At 49.5% G+C, this 15,146-nt stretch carries 12 protein-coding genes; 4 read left to right on the top strand and 8 right to left on the bottom strand.

Annotation, left to right across the window (positions count from 1 at the left end; genetic code table 11):
- Positions 1–26: 26 nt before the first annotated feature.
- Positions 27–773, top strand: coding sequence for a 2,3-diphosphoglycerate-dependent phosphoglycerate mutase (gpmA, locus tag DXD78_RS06575; protein ID WP_009038286.1), 747 nt, complete (start codon positions 27–29; stop codon positions 771–773).
- A gap of 28 nt (positions 774–801) precedes the next feature.
- On the opposite strand, the gene DXD78_RS06580 is transcribed toward gpmA, so the two are convergent.
- Positions 802–1,524: a DUF6064 family protein gene (locus tag DXD78_RS06580; protein WP_005827409.1), complete on the bottom strand. Its 723-nt coding sequence runs from the start codon at positions 1,522–1,524 to the stop codon at positions 802–804.
- A gap of 112 nt (positions 1,525–1,636) precedes the next feature.
- Between DXD78_RS06580 and DXD78_RS06585 the strand changes: the two genes are divergently transcribed.
- A complete protein-coding gene (locus DXD78_RS06585) occupies positions 1,637–2,983 on the top strand; it encodes a threonine/serine exporter ThrE family protein (protein ID WP_005827410.1) in 1,347 nt (448 codons plus the stop codon).
- A gap of 164 nt (positions 2,984–3,147) precedes the next feature.
- Here the strand turns inward: DXD78_RS06585 and nrdG are convergent, their stop codons facing one another.
- Both nrdG and DXD78_RS06595 read right to left on the bottom strand, forming a co-directional pair.
- On the bottom strand, positions 3,148–3,654 hold the full coding sequence (gene nrdG, locus DXD78_RS06590) for an anaerobic ribonucleoside-triphosphate reductase activating protein (RefSeq protein WP_005827412.1): 507 nt from the start codon (positions 3,652–3,654) through the stop codon (positions 3,148–3,150).
- Between the two features lie 144 nt (positions 3,655–3,798).
- Positions 3,799–6,006 carry an anaerobic ribonucleoside triphosphate reductase gene (locus DXD78_RS06595; protein WP_005827414.1) on the bottom strand — a complete coding sequence of 736 codons (2,208 nt, stop codon included), beginning with the start codon at positions 6,004–6,006 and terminating at the stop codon, positions 3,799–3,801.
- A 419-nt stretch (positions 6,007–6,425) separates the two neighbouring features.
- Here DXD78_RS06595 and DXD78_RS06600 point away from each other — a divergent pair, with 419 nt between their 5' ends.
- Positions 6,426–7,397, top strand: coding sequence for a hypothetical protein (locus DXD78_RS06600; protein WP_005827419.1), 972 nt, complete (start codon positions 6,426–6,428; stop codon positions 7,395–7,397).
- Between the two features lie 156 nt (positions 7,398–7,553).
- Here the strand turns inward: DXD78_RS06600 and DXD78_RS06605 are convergent, their stop codons facing one another.
- The 5 genes from DXD78_RS06605 to DXD78_RS06630 form a co-directional block, all read right to left on the bottom strand.
- Positions 7,554–8,651, bottom strand: coding sequence for a TlpA disulfide reductase family protein (locus DXD78_RS06605; protein WP_117652615.1), 1,098 nt, complete (start codon positions 8,649–8,651; stop codon positions 7,554–7,556).
- 123 nt (positions 8,652–8,774) lie between these two features.
- Positions 8,775–9,311 carry a 30S ribosomal protein S16 gene (locus tag DXD78_RS06610; RefSeq protein WP_117652616.1) on the bottom strand — a complete coding sequence of 179 codons (537 nt, stop codon included), beginning with the start codon at positions 9,309–9,311 and terminating at the stop codon, positions 8,775–8,777.
- 181 nt (positions 9,312–9,492) lie between these two features.
- Positions 9,493–10,803 carry a Na+/H+ antiporter NhaC family protein gene (locus tag DXD78_RS06615; protein ID WP_117652617.1) on the bottom strand — a complete coding sequence of 437 codons (1,311 nt, stop codon included), beginning with the start codon at positions 10,801–10,803 and terminating at the stop codon, positions 9,493–9,495.
- A 249-nt stretch (positions 10,804–11,052) separates the two neighbouring features.
- Positions 11,053–12,564, bottom strand: coding sequence for a UxaA family hydrolase (locus DXD78_RS06625; RefSeq protein WP_005827433.1), 1,512 nt, complete (start codon positions 12,562–12,564; stop codon positions 11,053–11,055).
- A gap of 134 nt (positions 12,565–12,698) precedes the next feature.
- Entirely contained in the window at positions 12,699–13,754 is a 1,056-nt protein-coding gene (locus DXD78_RS06630; RefSeq protein WP_005837354.1) for a LacI family DNA-binding transcriptional regulator, read from the bottom strand.
- A gap of 341 nt (positions 13,755–14,095) precedes the next feature.
- Here DXD78_RS06630 and DXD78_RS06635 point away from each other — a divergent pair, with 341 nt between their 5' ends.
- Positions 14,096–15,121: a sugar kinase gene (locus DXD78_RS06635; protein ID WP_005827441.1), complete on the top strand. Its 1,026-nt coding sequence runs from the start codon at positions 14,096–14,098 to the stop codon at positions 15,119–15,121.
- Positions 15,122–15,146 lie beyond the last annotated feature (25 nt).

A 15,146-nucleotide genomic window follows, 5' to 3' on the forward strand; every position in this document is an offset into this window, starting at 1 on the left:
TATAGGTAAAACTGAAAGGAGACTATATGAAAAAGATTGTTTTGCTTCGCCACGGCGAGAGTGCATGGAATAAGGAAAACCGCTTCACGGGGTGGACGGATGTTGATTTGACAGAGAAAGGCGTTGCTGAAGCTGTAAGGGCGGGTGAGCTGCTGGCAGAAAAGGGATTCCGCTTCAAGAAGGCGTATACTTCCTATCTGAAGCGTGCCGTGAAGACACTGGATTGTGTGCTGGACCGCCTCGACCAGGACTGGATTCCGGTGGAGAAATCGTGGAGGTTGAATGAGAAACACTACGGCCAGTTGCAAGGGCTGAACAAGGCAGAGACGGCTGCCAAGTACGGTGACGAGCAGGTGTTGGTATGGCGCCGGAGCTTTGATGTGGCTCCGCATGCATTGGCCGAGGATGACCCGCGTAATCCGCGTTTTGAGGACCGTTATCAAGAAGTGCCCGATGCCGAACTGCCCCGTACGGAGTCGTTGAAAGATACGATTGAGCGTATCATGCCTTACTGGAAATGTGTCATCTTCCCGAATCTGAAGACGGCCGACGAATTGCTGGTAGTGGCTCATGGCAATAGCCTGCGGGGTATTATCAAGCATCTGAAGCATATTTCGGACGATGAAATTGTGCATCTGAACCTGCCTACGGCGGTGCCCTACGTCTTTGAGTTTGACGATGAGCTGAACTTGACGAAAGACTATTTCTTGGGTGACCCCGAGGAGATAAAGAAATTGATGGAGGCTGTGGCCAATCAGGGAAAGAAGAACTGATTTTGGCGCACGGAAGCGCGCTATTTCTTTATCCTCTCATTCCATGGAGCAGCGTCATGCTGAGCAGTACCCCGACCACTATACAGATGAGGATAAGGAACCAGTTCATGAGCCGTGCGCCCAGCTTGGTTTCCTTGTGCAAGTTCTGTTCAAAGTAGTTCTTGAAGAACAGATAGATGGCAGGCACAGTGGCGCTTGCCAGTAGCAGGTCTTCGGGAATCTTGTAGATGTAGACTTTGGAAAAGGCGATGAGCGCCCAGTGGCAAAGGAACAGAATGACGAGCAGGTTGACCCTGCGCGAGAAAGCCAGCAGCAGCCCGATGGTGAAAACTGCTACCGAGCAGGGCATCACGGTGGTGGTCATCATGGGAAATTCCATTCCGCGTGCCCACGAAAGGAGCGGGTAGAGGAAAGGCATTGCATAGAGTACCCCCACCAGTACCTTGTATTTCGGGTTGCGCTCGAACGGAGTGTAGCCGGTAAACAAATCCCATAGCCACAACACTGCAATCACTCCCCAGAAGATGGCGAGTATATGGTGGTGTCCGCGCGCTCCGCAATACATCATGTAGTACACGATGGATATCCACCCGTTCAGAAATACCATGTAGATTTTCATGGAGCGTTTTGCCCATAAGGTCGGTTTCCAGTAGAGTTGCGTGGTGAGCAGGATACCTGCTGCGGTGATGAGGAGCTGTGTCCACCAGGTGGCCTCGTTGTATTGTGCGATAGTATTCCAGAATATTTCCATTTGTGTCCATTAAAAAAACGGCTGCAAAGGTAGAGTTTTCTGCCGAAAGAATGAAATCGTTTTCTACATTTTGCCTATCTTTGTGCCTCCAAAAAAATAGGTAAAAAGATTCATGGATAAGACTTTGACTGAACAAGAGATTGCCCTGCTGCGCAGGAAACTCGATTTATTGCTTCGTACCGGACAGCTGCTGGTGGAGAGTGCGGCTGATACGAACCGTGTTGTTCGTAACCTGAACCGTGTTGCCGCCTATCTGGGGCTGCCGGAAGAAAAGCTCCACATCGACGTAAGTTATACCATGCTGGTGGTGAATGTGAGCGACGGCCTGCATTCGTTCTCCAAATTCCAGAAATGTGAAAAGCATGGCATCAACATGACGGCCATTTCCGAAATCAGCAAACTGTCCTGGCGGGCTATTGAGAATGACTATTCCCTCGACCAGTATGAGGAGGAACTGGAAAGAATCAAAAACAAGAAGCGGAACTATGTGCCATACGTTGTTGCCATCGGTGCCGGCTTTGCCTGCGGAGGTTTCTGTAAACTGTTCGGTGGTGACTGGATGGCGTTTCTGTTTACCTCTATCTGCGCTTTTGCCGGCTTCCGCGTCCGTGCCCGTTGCATGGAGTTCGGCATCAATCACTATATGAGTATTGCCATTGCCGCATTGATTTCTACCTGTCTGGCCTATGTGTCTTCGTTTGCCGGGCTCTCGGAAACTCCCTATCATCCGTTGTTGGCGTGTGCACTGTTCATCGTTCCGGGGGTGCCGCTGATAAACTTTGTGGATGATATGATTGACAATTATATCCAGGTGGGCATTGTGCGGGCTGTGAATACGGTGCTGATGGTCTGTGCAATGGCCTTCGGCATTGTAATAGCCATGCGCCTGCTGACGGTGGAGGATGTCGTGATTGACAAGAAGTTCAGCGAATTGAGTATGGTGCCTCATGACAGTTATCTGGTGTATGCCATTGCGGCGGCGATAGCTGCCATGGGATTTTCCATGATATTCAACATACAGCGGCGCTTGTTGTGGGTTGTTGCGGTGGGCGGTATCATTGCCGTTTGTACGCGTAACTTTGTCAATTTCGAATTGGGTTACGGACCGGTGATAGGTTCGTTCATGGGCAGCATGGTTGTCAGCCTGATAGCCGTGAAGGCAGTGCATTGGTTCCATGTTCCCAATCACGTACTGACGATTCCTTCTGTCATCCCGATGATTCCGGGAGTGCTGATGTATCGTGCACTTTTCGGGCTTATCAATATGCACGGTGTGGTAGGCGAGGTGACGGCGGTTGTTTCCAACGGCATCACGGCTTCACTGATTATTCTCTGCATAGCGCTGGGAGTGGCGGTGCCCAATATCTTTGCCCGCCGGTATATTGCCAAGGATAGGCAGCGCTTTCTTCAGGAGGAGCTGCAGAAGCGCAGGGAAAGAGGGAAATTTATAGAATGGTGATATAGGTGGAGGGTGTCAAAAAACTCTTAACACTTTCTTTTAGGCGCGGATTACGCGGATTTCACGGATTTTGTTTATTGAATCCGTGTTATTCCGTGTAATTCGCGTCTGATATTATAACATTATAAAAGTGCTCATATATTTTTGAAAACTTCTCTTCTTTTTTAAATGCCCTTTTTCGGATTATAGTGGTAAATGACGGTTTCGCCTTTTTGCAGGGATGTTTGTACGTCAATCAGACGCTGGTTGCGGCTTCCCCGGAAATAGAGTTCCTCATCCCTCAGTTCTTTCTTGAATTTGCCGTCCACCAGTACGTCGATGTACTTCAGCAGTTGGGCTTGGCGCGGGTTGCGCAGTAGTTTTTCGAAAGTATAGCCCGTATAGCACCAGATGTTTTTCCGGCTCCGCTCCTTGATGGCATGTGCCAGTTGGGTGAATCCTTCCGGCTGGAACATCGGGTCTCCACCACTGAAGGTGACGTCTGCAAAGTTGTCGGCAAGGACTTTTTCCAGAATCTCTTCCGTACTCATCCAGTGCCCGCGGTTGATGTCCCACGACTCCGGATTGTGGCAACCGGGACAACCGTTGGGGCATCCGGCAGCATAAATGGCGGTCCGGAAGCCCGGACCGTCTACTGTGGTATCTTCTAAAATATCGAGAATAGAAAGCATGAGTAGGGAATTAATAATTAAAAATTAAAAATTAAACATCGCAGGTAGGAAGCTGAATATTAATCATTAAAAATTAAACGTCAACCATTAAAAATGAAGCTCCGCTTTGCACTGCGCAGCCCTTTAATTTTTAATTTTCAATTTTTAATTATGAACGACCCTGTCGTTCAACTCTGCCAGCTTGGCATTGTTCCAGCGGTCGGTTGTCCCCACCAGGTAGCCGGTGATGCGTTGCAGCTTGTCGATATGCTTGCTGCCGCACTTCGGGCATTCTTCCAGGTTTGGGGTGGAGTTTTCGTGGCCGCACTCCAGACAGCGGTTACGGTTGTGGTTTACCGAACCGTAGCCGATGTTGTATTGGTCCATCATGTCCACTACACGCATAATGACTTCCGGATTGTGGGTGGCGTCACCGTCTATCTCCACATAGAAGATGTGTCCGCCGCGGGTCAGTTCATGATAAGGAGCCTCCACTTCCGCTTTGTGGCGGGCGCTGCATTTGTAGTATACGGGCACGTGGTTGGAGTTGGTGTAGTAGTCACGGTCCGTAATGCCCGGCAGCGTGCCGAACTTCTTACGGTCTATGCGGGTGAACTTGCCCGACAGCCCTTCGGCAGGAGTGGCAAGCACGCTGTAGTTGTGCTGGTATTGCTCCGAGAACTGGTTGGCACGGTCGCGCATGTAGGTCACGATTTTCAGTCCCAGCTCCTGGGCTTCGCCAGATTCGCCGTGATGTTTTCCGAGCAATGCCACGAGACATTCTGCCAACCCGATGAAACCGATTCCCAGTGTTCCCTGGTTGATGACGGAAGCAATCGTATCGTTCGGTTTCAGCTTCTCGCTGCCTATCCACAAGGCAGACATCAGTAGCGGGAACTGCTTGGCGAAGGCGGTCTTTTGAAACTCCATGCGCTCGTGCAGCTGGCGTGCGGTCACTTCGAGCATACTATCCAACTTGGCAAAGAACCGGGCGATGCGCTGTTCTTTGTCTTCGATGTTCATGCACTCAATGCCCAGACGGACGATGTTGATGGTAGAGAAAGAGATGTTGCCGCGTCCGATGGAGGTCTTCGGTCCGAAACGGTTTTCGAATACACGGGTACGGCATCCCATGGTGGCAACTTCATGCTGGTAGCGTTTCGGGTCATCGGCTTTCCAGTCCTCGCTTTGGTTGAAGGTGGCGTCTAGGTTCAGGAAGTTCGGGAAGAAACGCCGTGCCGTCACCTTGCAGGCCAGTTGGTAGAGGTCGTAGTTGCGGTCTTCAGGCAGGTAGCTCACACCCCGTTTCTTTTTCCATATCTGGATGGGGAAGATGGCGGTTTCTCCGTTTCCTACCCCTTGATAGGTGCTTTTCAGCAGCTCGCGGATGATGCAGCGCCCCTCGGCAGAGGTGTCTGTGCCGTAGTTGATGGAGCTGAACACCACTTGGTTGCCGCCGCGTGAGTGGATGGTGTTCATGTTATGGATAAACGCCTCCATGGACTGGTGCACGCGCGATACGGTCTTGTTGACGGCATGCTGTACGATGCGGTCCTCGCCCGTCAGTCCGTCCAACGGCTGTAGCAGATAGTCGGCCAGTTCCTTCTGATAGAGGTGTGAATAGTCTTTTCCGTTCAGTTCTTCCAGGTTCTTGACTTCCTCGATGAAGCTGTTGCGCACGTAGGGGGCAAGGTAGAAATCGAATGCAGGGATGGCTTGTCCGCCGTGCATCTCGTTCTGGGCTGTTTCCAGCGAGATGCATCCCAGGATACTGGCAGTCTCGATGCGTTTGGCCGGGCGCGATTCGCCGTGTCCGGCAGAGAAGCCGTATTTCAGAATATGGTCCAGCGGATGCTGCACGCATGTCAGGCTCTTGGTGGGATAATAATCCTTGTCATGGATGTGCAGATAGTTCTGGGTGACGGCATCCAGCACTTCTTCACTCAGCAGATAGTCGTCCACAAAAGGCTTGGTGGTTTCGCTGGCAAACTTCATCATCATGCCTGCCGGGGTATCGGCATTCATGTTGGCATTTTCGCGTGTGATGTCGTTGGACTTGATGTTAATGATTTCCAGGAACATGTCGCGCGTCTTTGCTTTGCGGGCAATGCTTCGCTGGTTGCGGTAAGCGATGTATTTCTGGGCAACGTCCTTGCGGCTGCTCTTCATCAGCTCCACTTCCACCAAATCCTGGATGGCTTCCACCGTCATCTGCGAATCTCCCTTGAAAGAGATGCGGTCCGTAATCTGGTGTATCAGTTGCAGGTCTTCCCCCTTGTCTGTATGCAACATGGCTTTGCGGATGGCCGTTGCTATTTTTTCTTCGTTGAATCCGACGACGCGCCCGTCGCGCTTGAGTACTGTCTGTATCATAACCTTTTATGCTTAAATATGACTGTCTTTTTTAGTTTAATTGCGGAAACAAAGATATTATAGTTATTGATAGGTTTTGCTTTTTGGAAAACTTTTTGTGGTTTAAAAAGTGTTAATCTATTGATTATTAATGATGTAATTGTTTAAAGTGGAAAACTTCTAATGAAAAATAATTTTTAAAGTTATTCATTACTGACTATTATTGCATGCATAAACATCATCTGATTTCGAAGTGTCAAATGAAGATAAATCTTTTGGGCAGATTGTGAATCTTCGATTTTTTTAGTTATATTTGCAACGAATTGGTTTATTTAAGGTTTTTAGTCCTTGATAATACTTCTTGTTGCCATTCGATTGTATTGCTTTGCTGCTCATGGTATTGGGGCAAAAGTATCATTATTATAATAATCAAAGAAAGGATGAACATGGCAAATGTATTTCCTCCGTTTAAAATTGATATAGCTGGGGCTTTTTGTGTACCTCGTGCATTGAAGGATGTCCGCGAGCAATATCAGAACGGGCAGGTGAGCCGGCAGATATTGCAGGCTGTTGAAGATGCGGAAGTGCGCAGTCTGGTGGAACGGCTGGAGCTGGGAGGCATGAAAGTTGTTTCCGATGGTGGTTTCCGAAGTCGCGATTTTTTGGAAAGCTGGGAGGGTATTTGTTCCAAAGACGGCCGGCCTTTCTCCGAAGGCTCTCCTTTGGAGATTACAGGACGGCTCAGTTTGCTACGGCATCCTATTCTGGAAGAATTCGCATTTCTTGATTCCATTGTGGACGGAGGGGTGATGAAAAAACAGCATATCCCTTCGCCGGCAGAGGTTATGACCCAGATTATTCAACGTGTGGAGCGGACTCAGATAGAAACCGTTTACTCCGACATCCGGCTTTTGACGGATGATATTGCTTCCTGCTACAAATTTTTGCTTACCAAACTTTATGATGCAGGCTGCCGCTACGTCCAGTTCGACGGGGTACATTCGGTGATAATGGAAGATACCATCCGGCTCAACAACCGGGTTTTGCGTGAGCGTCCTGCAGGGATGTATGTTGCATTCCATGCACCGACGGACATGCTGGTGCAACTGCATGGGGCCGATGCTTATTTCCTGAATTACGACTGTGGCGCGTGCGACCGTAACCGTCTGCTCTGGTTCATACACGAGAAGGAAGCGGTGTTCGGTTTCGTGCTGTCCCATTATCCTCAGGAAGACGAATTGGATGAATTGCAGGCAAAAACTGAAAGTGTATTGAACTATATTCCTTTGAAACGTTTCACTTTATGTCTGCCGGATGCCAATGCGCTTCTTTCGCCTTCGGAGGCCGATGAGGAGAAACAGTGGGAAACCGTAAGGTTGGGGATGGAAATGGCTGCGCGTATCTTCTCTTGAAAAACGCCGCATTCCATCATTCCGAATGCCACACTTCAGCAAGGGAAATGCCACACTTCACAGAGGCAAATGCCATTGATTGGGCCTCGTGAAGTGTGGCATTTCGATTGACGAAGTGTGGCACTCCTCTTTTAGTCTCCGGTGTGTCCGGTTTTATTATTTGACAGCTTCGGCTATCTTTTCCTGAAGCTCGTCACCGTGCAGTCCGCGTGCAAGGATAGTTCCTTCACCGTCAATCAACACAGTGTGGGGGATGCTGCTTACGGCATAAAGCTGTGCGCCTTCGCAGTTCCAGTATTTCAGGTCGGACATTTGCGGCCACGTGATGTTCAGCTTCTTGATGGCTTCTTTCCATGCGTCAGCACTCTGGTCCAGGGATACGCCTACAATCTCGAAGTTCTTGTTCTTATATTTGGCGTAAGCTTCCACCAGATTGGGCATCTCGCGACGGCAGGGGCCGCACCAGCTTGCCCAGAAGTCAACGAGGACAACTTTGCCCTTGCCTACGTAGTCGGACAGTTTCACGGTTTTTCCTTCCGGCGTCTGCATCTCGAAGTCTGTAAACTTCTGGCCTACGGCAGTGGCTTTCATCTTTTCAACGTTGTTTTTTATCTTGACGATGGCTTCGTCGTTGTCGTAAGCTGCAGGGATTTGGGGCATCAGAGGGTCGAGGTCTGCCACATCCATGTAGTAGTAGTTCTGCTTCAGCAGGAGTACGCCGACCGGATTGGTGATGTTCTTGTTGATGCCGGCTTTGATGGCTGATATCATGCTGTTTTCCAGATTTTCCATCTCTTTGCCTTTAGCCTCGCGTTGTTCGTCGGTCAGTGTGGTGTCCGACATGGATTCGTAGATGCCCATCATCTGTTTGTTCAGGCCGTTGATTTGGGCTCTGATTTCCTGGTAGGCATCATTGTTGGCAGTACCGGTGGCAGAGTTGTTTTCCTGCGACAAGTTGATTTTAATCTTGCCGTTTTCCAGGAAGAAGTCGATGGCTACGCCGTCTTTTCCTTCGGCTTTGTAAGAGATGTAGCGGTTGACAGCAGTATCTTGTGTACCCTTGAAGGTAAATGTTCCGCCTTTGATGACAGCAGAGTCCAATTTTACGAATTGGCGTCCTTCCACGGTTTCCAGATATACGGTGTCGCCGTCGGCTGCACCCTCTACAGTTCCGGTTACGGTATAACCGTTGTTTCCACTGTTACAAGCTGTAAATACAGCGGCTACAGCGAGCAGATAAGTAAACTTTTTCATTGCTTGTTTTTTTAATGAATGATTATAGCTGCAAATATAGTAATAAAAAATCCCCTCCGATATGAACCGGAGAGGATTTTTATAGTTTTAATCCCATTTTTAGCGATAACGCTGTGCTTACTATTATTCGGCAGCAGCTTCTTCAGCAGCAGGGGCTTCTTCAGCAGGAGCCTCTTCAGCAGCGGCTTTTGCGGCTGCTTCAGCAGCTTTCTTTTCAGCCAATGCTTTTGCCTTTTCTTCGTTTATCTTCTTTTCAGCTTCCAGACGTGCTTTTGCTTCAGCTTTCTTAGCTTCGTCTTCCTTAGCCTTCAGAGCAGCCAAACCGCTTTGTTTGTTGTTCTTCCAAGCTTCGAACTTAGCGTCAGCTTCTGCTTCGCCAAATGCGCCTTTTGCTACACCGCCCAGCAAGTGCTTCTTCATGTAAACACCTTCGCGAGAGAGGATGTTACGAACTGTGTCAGTAGGTTGTGCACCCTTCAACACCCAGTCAAGTGCGCGGTCGAACTTCAAATCTACTGTGGCAGGATTGGTGTTAGGATTGTAAGTACCAATCTTCTCAATAAATTTACCATCACGTGGTGCTCTTACGTCTGCAATAACGATAGAGTAGAAAGCGTAGCTTTTACGTCCATGTCTTTGCAATCTGATTTTTGTTGCCATTTAATTAAAATGTTTTTAGTTAATGATTTGAATTATGCTACTATCTCGTAATAGCGAGTGCAAAGGTAAGAAAAGATTTTGAGTTTTGAGTTATGAGTTATGAGTTATTTGTTGGCACGAGGGGTGTTTTTTTAAATGTTCACACAACGTCACCCATAACTCATCACTTGTCACCCATAACTCATCCTTCTCCCGAGTATTTCCTGGGGTATCTCAGCAGAATGGCGAGTATGGCGCATGCTCCCATGCAGAAGGGGTAATACAGGTTTCCGATGATGCTGATGGGTGAAATGCCGGCAAGTCCGGCGGCTATCAGCATTTGTGCTCCGTAGGGGATGATGCCTTGCACGAGGCATGAGAAGGTGTCCAGTATGCTGGCTGTTTTCCGGCGGTCCAGGTGGAAGCGGAGGGCGATGTCCTTGGCTATGGGGCCGGTGGTGATGATGGCAATGGTGTTGTTGGCGGTACAGAGATTGGCGATGCTGACCAGGGCAGCGATGCTGAATTCGGCTCCCCGCTTGCCGCTGACGTGGCGGGTCAGCCGGGAGATGATGAAGTCGATGCCGCCGTTGTAGCGGATGGTTTCGAGCATGCCTCCGGCCAGCAGGGTGATGATGATGAGCTCGCCCATGCCGGTGATGCCCGTTCCCATGGCTCCGAACCAGTCGAAGAAGGCGGTGCCGGTATAGATACCGATAATTCCAGTAGAGAGGATGCCCAGCAGCAGTACCAGCATGACATTGACGCCTGCTACGGCCGTACCCAGTACGATGAGGTAGGGGATTACCTTTATCCACTCGATGGTCTGTACTTGTGGTGGGGCAGAGACGGACAGTCCTTGAAAGATATAGATGCCCAGTATGATAAGTGCTGCCGGTACCACAATCATAAAGTTGACGCGGAACTTGTCCCTCATCACGCAGTCCTGCGTCTTGGTCGATGCAATGGTGGTGTCGGATATGAAGGAAAGATTGTCTCCGAAGAACGAGCCTCCCACCACGATGGCGACCATGTAGGGCAGGTCGATGCCCGTCTTTTCCGCCAGTCCCACGGCTACGGGAGTCAGTGCGACGATAGTTCCTACGCTTGTTCCTATCGAGAGGGAGATGAAGCAGGCGGCAATGAAGATGCCCGCCAGCAGCAGGTTGTCCGGCAGTATATGTAGGGTCAGATTTACGGTCGCATCAATGGCGCCCATCTGCTTGGCGCTTTGGGCGAATGCTCCTGCAAGGATGAATATCCATACCATCAGCATGATGTTCTTGTTGCTGGCGCCCACGGAGAACTGGTAGATGCGCTGTTCCAGATTCAGGCCGCGCGTGATGGCGATGGCATAGCAGGATGAGGCGAGGAAGGCTACCGTGATGGGGACTTTATAGAAGTCGTTCACCAGGAGCGAAGTCACTAGATAGAGGCAAAGGAACACCGCCAACGGGCTGAGTGCCCACCAGCCGCCTTTGGGTTTGGAGATTGTATCGGTTGTTGCTGACATAATTTACGATTTACGATTGGGGATTTACGATTTGACGATTTACGATGTACGATTGATATAACTCTTGAAATCGTAGAATGGTTGTTGTACAATACAAACTTCAATCGTACATCGTAAATCGTCAAATCGTAAATATATAAGCCAATTTTGCTGCAAAGGTATAAAAAACAAAGGGCGGGACAAAATGGTTTTGTCCCGCCCTCCATATATCAGCCTTTAATTTTCACCTTTCACCTTTCAATTTTCACCTTACAAAGTTACTCCGGTCTTGAAGATGGCTATTTCCTTGTAGCCTTTCTTTTCGTTGTTCACGAATTCGCCGCTTGCTACTTTGATAATATACTCGATGAAGCGTTCGCAGGTTTTCTCCATCGGTTCGTTCTCGACGATAACTCCGGCGTTGAAGTCTATCCAGCCCGGTTTGTTCTTTGCCAGAGTGGAGTTGGTGGAAATCTTCATGGTCGGCACATAGGTTCCGAAGGGCGTTCCGCGTCCTGTGGTGAACAGCACCATGTGGCATCCGCAAGAGGCAAGGGCAGTGGCGGCTACAAGGTCGTTTCCCGGAGCAGACAGCAGGTTCAGTCCCTTTACTTTCAGGCGTTCGCCATACGGAAGTACCCCTTCCACGTAGCTTGTGCCGCATTTCTGTGTGCATCCCAAGGCTTTGTCCTCCAATGTCGAGATGCCTCCCGCCTTATTTCCCGGAGACGGGTTTTCACCTACCGGTTCACCGTGTGAAAGGAAATATTCCTTGAAGTCATTAATCAGCTTCACCGTGTCCTCAAACAGCTCTTTGGTGCGGCAGCGGTTCATCAGGATGGTTTCTGCACCGAACATTTCCGGCACTTCCGTCAGTACGCTGGTACCGCCTTGTGCTACGAGGAAGTCGGAGAACATGCCCAGTAGCGGATTGGCGGTGATACCGGAGAAACCGTCCGAACCGCCACACTTCAGGCCTACGCGCAGTTCGCTTAAGGGAATATCCTCGCGCTGGTCCTGGATGGCTTTGGCATAAAGTTCGCGCAGCAGTTCCATTCCTTCTTCGTATTCATCACCCACTTTCTGGGTCACCATAAACTTTACGCGCTCCTGGTCATAGTCTCCCAGGAACTCGCGGAATACATCCGGCTGATTATTCTCGCACCCCAAGCCTACCACGAGTACGGCTCCCGCATTGGGATGCAGCACCATGTCGCGGAGGATTTTCTTTGTATTCTCGTGGTCGTCGCCCAACTGGGAGCAGCCGTAGTTATGGGGATAAGCCATGATGGCATCCACGCCCTTTCCGCCCGTTTCGCGGCGCAGGCCTTCGGCAAGCTGGTTGATGATTCCGTTCACGCAGCCCACTGTCGGAATAATCCATATCTCGTTGCGCACACCTACGTCGCCGTTCTTACGTTTGTACCCTCTAAAGGTCAGGTTTGGCGCGCCGGTATTGAGGTTTAGAGTTGTAGTATTGAGGTCTACATTGACGGGGTTGTAAGTGTATTCCAGCAACCCGGACAAGTTGGTCTTGATATTGTTTTCATTCATCCAATCCCCCTGCTTCTGCGCTTTCCGGGCGTGGCCGATGGGATATCCGTATTTAATGACGTTTTCGCCTTCCGCAAAATCTTTCAGTGCAAATTTGTGTCCGGCAGGAACATCCTCATTCAAGGTGATTTCCTTTCCGTCCACCGTGAGTTTTTCACCGGCCGGGAGTGCTGTGATAGCCACTGCAACATTGTCGGCAGGGTTGATTTTCAGGTACTTTGCCTCCATCATGTTATTTACGATTTAGCTATTTACGATGTACGATTGAAGTTTGCTTTGTTTTACGGTTGCGATAGTTGCTTTTTCTTGCGGGCGTGGCATTTTCAATCGTACATCGTAAATCGTCCAATCGTACATCCTTATTATTTATTGTAATAGAATTCTATATTTTCCTTCGTCAGCAAGTCAATCGGCATGAAGTTCTCCCTTGTGATTTCCTTCTTCAGAATCAGGTATTCGCACAAGGCCTTGATGCCGTCGAATCCTTGCAGGGTGGGCTGCTGTGCTATGAGGAAGAAGATGCTTCCCTGCTTCAGGCAGTCTACGTTGCGTTGCAGCAGGTCATAGCCCATCAGGTTGAAGTCTTTTTTCTGCTTCTTCAGCAGGTATTCCCCGATGATGTATGCTTTGGAGTTGAAGGTGATTCCGTTCTTTACGGTAGGATGCTCTTGGAAGAACTCGTCCAGCATCAGTGTGTCCTCGCTGTCGCGCTTGGCATGCAGGTCCAGTTCCCAGATGCGGCAGGCGGGATGATGCTCCTGCATGTATTCGCGGAAACCTATTTCGCGGCGTTCCTGCTGGTTCGACCCCACGATGCCTTCATTTATCTTGCGGAAGATGACGATTTCCTGCGCGTCTTCTCCGGCAAGCAGCATCAGCATGCGGGCGGCAAAATATCCGCTCTGGTGCGAGTTCTGCCCGTAGAAGGAGAGGGCGGGCTCTTCCTTTATGTTGGAGTCTATATATATATAAGGTATATTATGTTGCGTCAGCTCATCCGTGAAGGGCTTGGTGTATTGCGGAACGGTGGGGGCAAACATCACTCCGTCCGGCTCCAGTGCCAGAATCTGTCCGGAGGCTTCCGCGAATGAATGATAGTCATACGGGTCATAGTAGGAGAGGTGCACGGCCACGTTGAAGTCAGAGTAAGTCTCTACGGCGTTGTGTATGCCTGTCTCCACGTCTGTCCAGTATTCGCCTTTCTCGTGCAGTGGCAGCAGGCAGGCAAATGCGTACTTCTTGTTCGAAGCCAGTGCGCTGGCATACATATTGGGCTGGTAATCCAGTTGTTTCAGGATTTCTTCCACCCGCTTCCGGCTGGACTCGGACACACCGCTACGCCCGTGAATCACACGGTCGACGGTTCCCACGGATACATCGGCCATCTTGGCGATATCCTTTATTCTGACTCTTTCCATCTGTATATTTACGATTTAACGATTTACGATGTACGATTGATGTTGCTTTGGCTACGATTCTACAATGTAATCTCAATCGTCTAATCGTAAATCGTCCCATCGTACATCTTCTTGTGCTCGCACACAATTATAATCTTAATATTTTCGATACAAATATATGATAATTTTTTGTATTTCAAAAATTGTTGTATCTTTGTGCCCGTACACGAAGACTATGAAGAACGAATGTTATTTTGATTTACTCTCCATAGTTTCAGGTGTTTAAGTTCTGTTTATACCTCGAAATGATAAATTGAAAGGAAACAAATTAATTTCATATTAAAATAAAACATAGAAAGATTATGGGAAAGAAAGTAGTTACATTAGGTGAAATCATGCTGAGGCTGTCTACTCCGGGAAACACCCGTTTTGTGCAGTCCGACTCTTTTGATGTGGTATATGGCGGCGGCGAGGCCAACGTGGCTGTCAGCTGTGCCAACTACGGACATGATGCTTATTTTGTAACCAAGTTGCCGAAACATGAAATAGGCCAGTCGGCTGTCAACGCATTGCGCAAGTATGGCGTAAAGACGGATTTCATTGCGCGTGGTGGTGACCGTGTAGGTATCTACTATCTTGAGACCGGTGCTTCCATGCGTCCCAGTAAGGTAATCTATGACCGTGCACACTCTGCCATTGCCGAGGCAGATGCGGCAGACTTTGATTTCGATGCCATCATGGAAGGTGCAGACTGGTTCCACTGGTCAGGTATCACTCCCGCCATCTCCGACAAGGCCGCCGAGTTGACCCGCCTGGCTTGCGAGGCTGCCAAACGTCACGGCGTTACGGTGTCGGTAGACCTCAATTTCCGTAAAAAACTCTGGACCAAAGAAAAAGCCCAGTCCATCATGAAGCCTTTGATGCAGTATGTGGATGTCTGCATCGGCAATGAAGAGGATGCTGAACTCTGTCTGGGCTTCAAGCCCGATGCAGACGTGGAAGGCGGCAAGACGGACGCTGAAGGCTACAAGGGAATCTTCAAGGCGATGGCGAAGGAATTCGGCTTCAAATACGTAATCTCTACGTTGCGCGAGTCTTTCTCCGCTACCCACAACGGCTGGAAAGCAATGATTTACAACGGCGAGGAATTCTACGAGTCAAAGCGTTACGACATCAATCCTATCATCGACCGTGTAGGTGGCGGCGACTCTTTCTCAGGTGGTATCATCCACGGCCTGCTGACAAAACCCAACCAGGGTGCCGCCCTCGAATTTGCAGTAGCCGCTTCCGCCTTGAAGCACACTATCAACGGTGACTTCAACCTTGTTTCTACCGAAGAGGTAGAAGCGCTGGCAGGAGGGGATGCAAGCGGACGAGTACAACGCTAAGCTCATTTACGACTTGACGATTTAC

This window comes from Bacteroides sp. D20, assembly GCF_003436255.1.
Classification (GTDB): domain Bacteria; phylum Bacteroidota; class Bacteroidia; order Bacteroidales; family Bacteroidaceae; genus Bacteroides; species Bacteroides uniformis.

Bases quoted from the DNA above. Each gene is read 5' to 3' on its own strand.
- gpmA (WP_009038286.1), top strand. From the start codon at position 27: ATGAAAAAGATTGTTTTGCTTCGCCACGGCGAGAGTGCATGGAATAAG.
- DXD78_RS06580 (WP_005827409.1), bottom strand. From the start codon at position 1,524: ATGGAAATATTCTGGAATACTATCGCACAATACAACGAGGCCACCTGG.
- DXD78_RS06585 (WP_005827410.1), top strand. From the start codon at position 1,637: ATGGATAAGACTTTGACTGAACAAGAGATTGCCCTGCTGCGCAGGAAA.
- nrdG (WP_005827412.1), bottom strand. From the start codon at position 3,654: ATGCTTTCTATTCTCGATATTTTAGAAGATACCACAGTAGACGGTCCG.
- DXD78_RS06595 (WP_005827414.1), bottom strand. From the start codon at position 6,006: ATGATACAGACAGTACTCAAGCGCGACGGGCGCGTCGTCGGATTCAAC.
- DXD78_RS06600 (WP_005827419.1), top strand. From the start codon at position 6,426: ATGAACATGGCAAATGTATTTCCTCCGTTTAAAATTGATATAGCTGGG.
- DXD78_RS06605 (WP_117652615.1), bottom strand. From the start codon at position 8,651: ATGAAAAAGTTTACTTATCTGCTCGCTGTAGCCGCTGTATTTACAGCT.
- DXD78_RS06610 (WP_117652616.1), bottom strand. From the start codon at position 9,311: ATGGCAACAAAAATCAGATTGCAAAGACATGGACGTAAAAGCTACGCT.
- DXD78_RS06615 (WP_117652617.1), bottom strand. From the start codon at position 10,803: ATGTCAGCAACAACCGATACAATCTCCAAACCCAAAGGCGGCTGGTGG.
- DXD78_RS06625 (WP_005827433.1), bottom strand. From the start codon at position 12,564: ATGGAGGCAAAGTACCTGAAAATCAACCCTGCCGACAATGTTGCAGTG.
- DXD78_RS06630 (WP_005837354.1), bottom strand. From the start codon at position 13,754: ATGGAAAGAGTCAGAATAAAGGATATCGCCAAGATGGCCGATGTATCC.
- DXD78_RS06635 (WP_005827441.1), top strand. From the start codon at position 14,096: ATGGGAAAGAAAGTAGTTACATTAGGTGAAATCATGCTGAGGCTGTCT.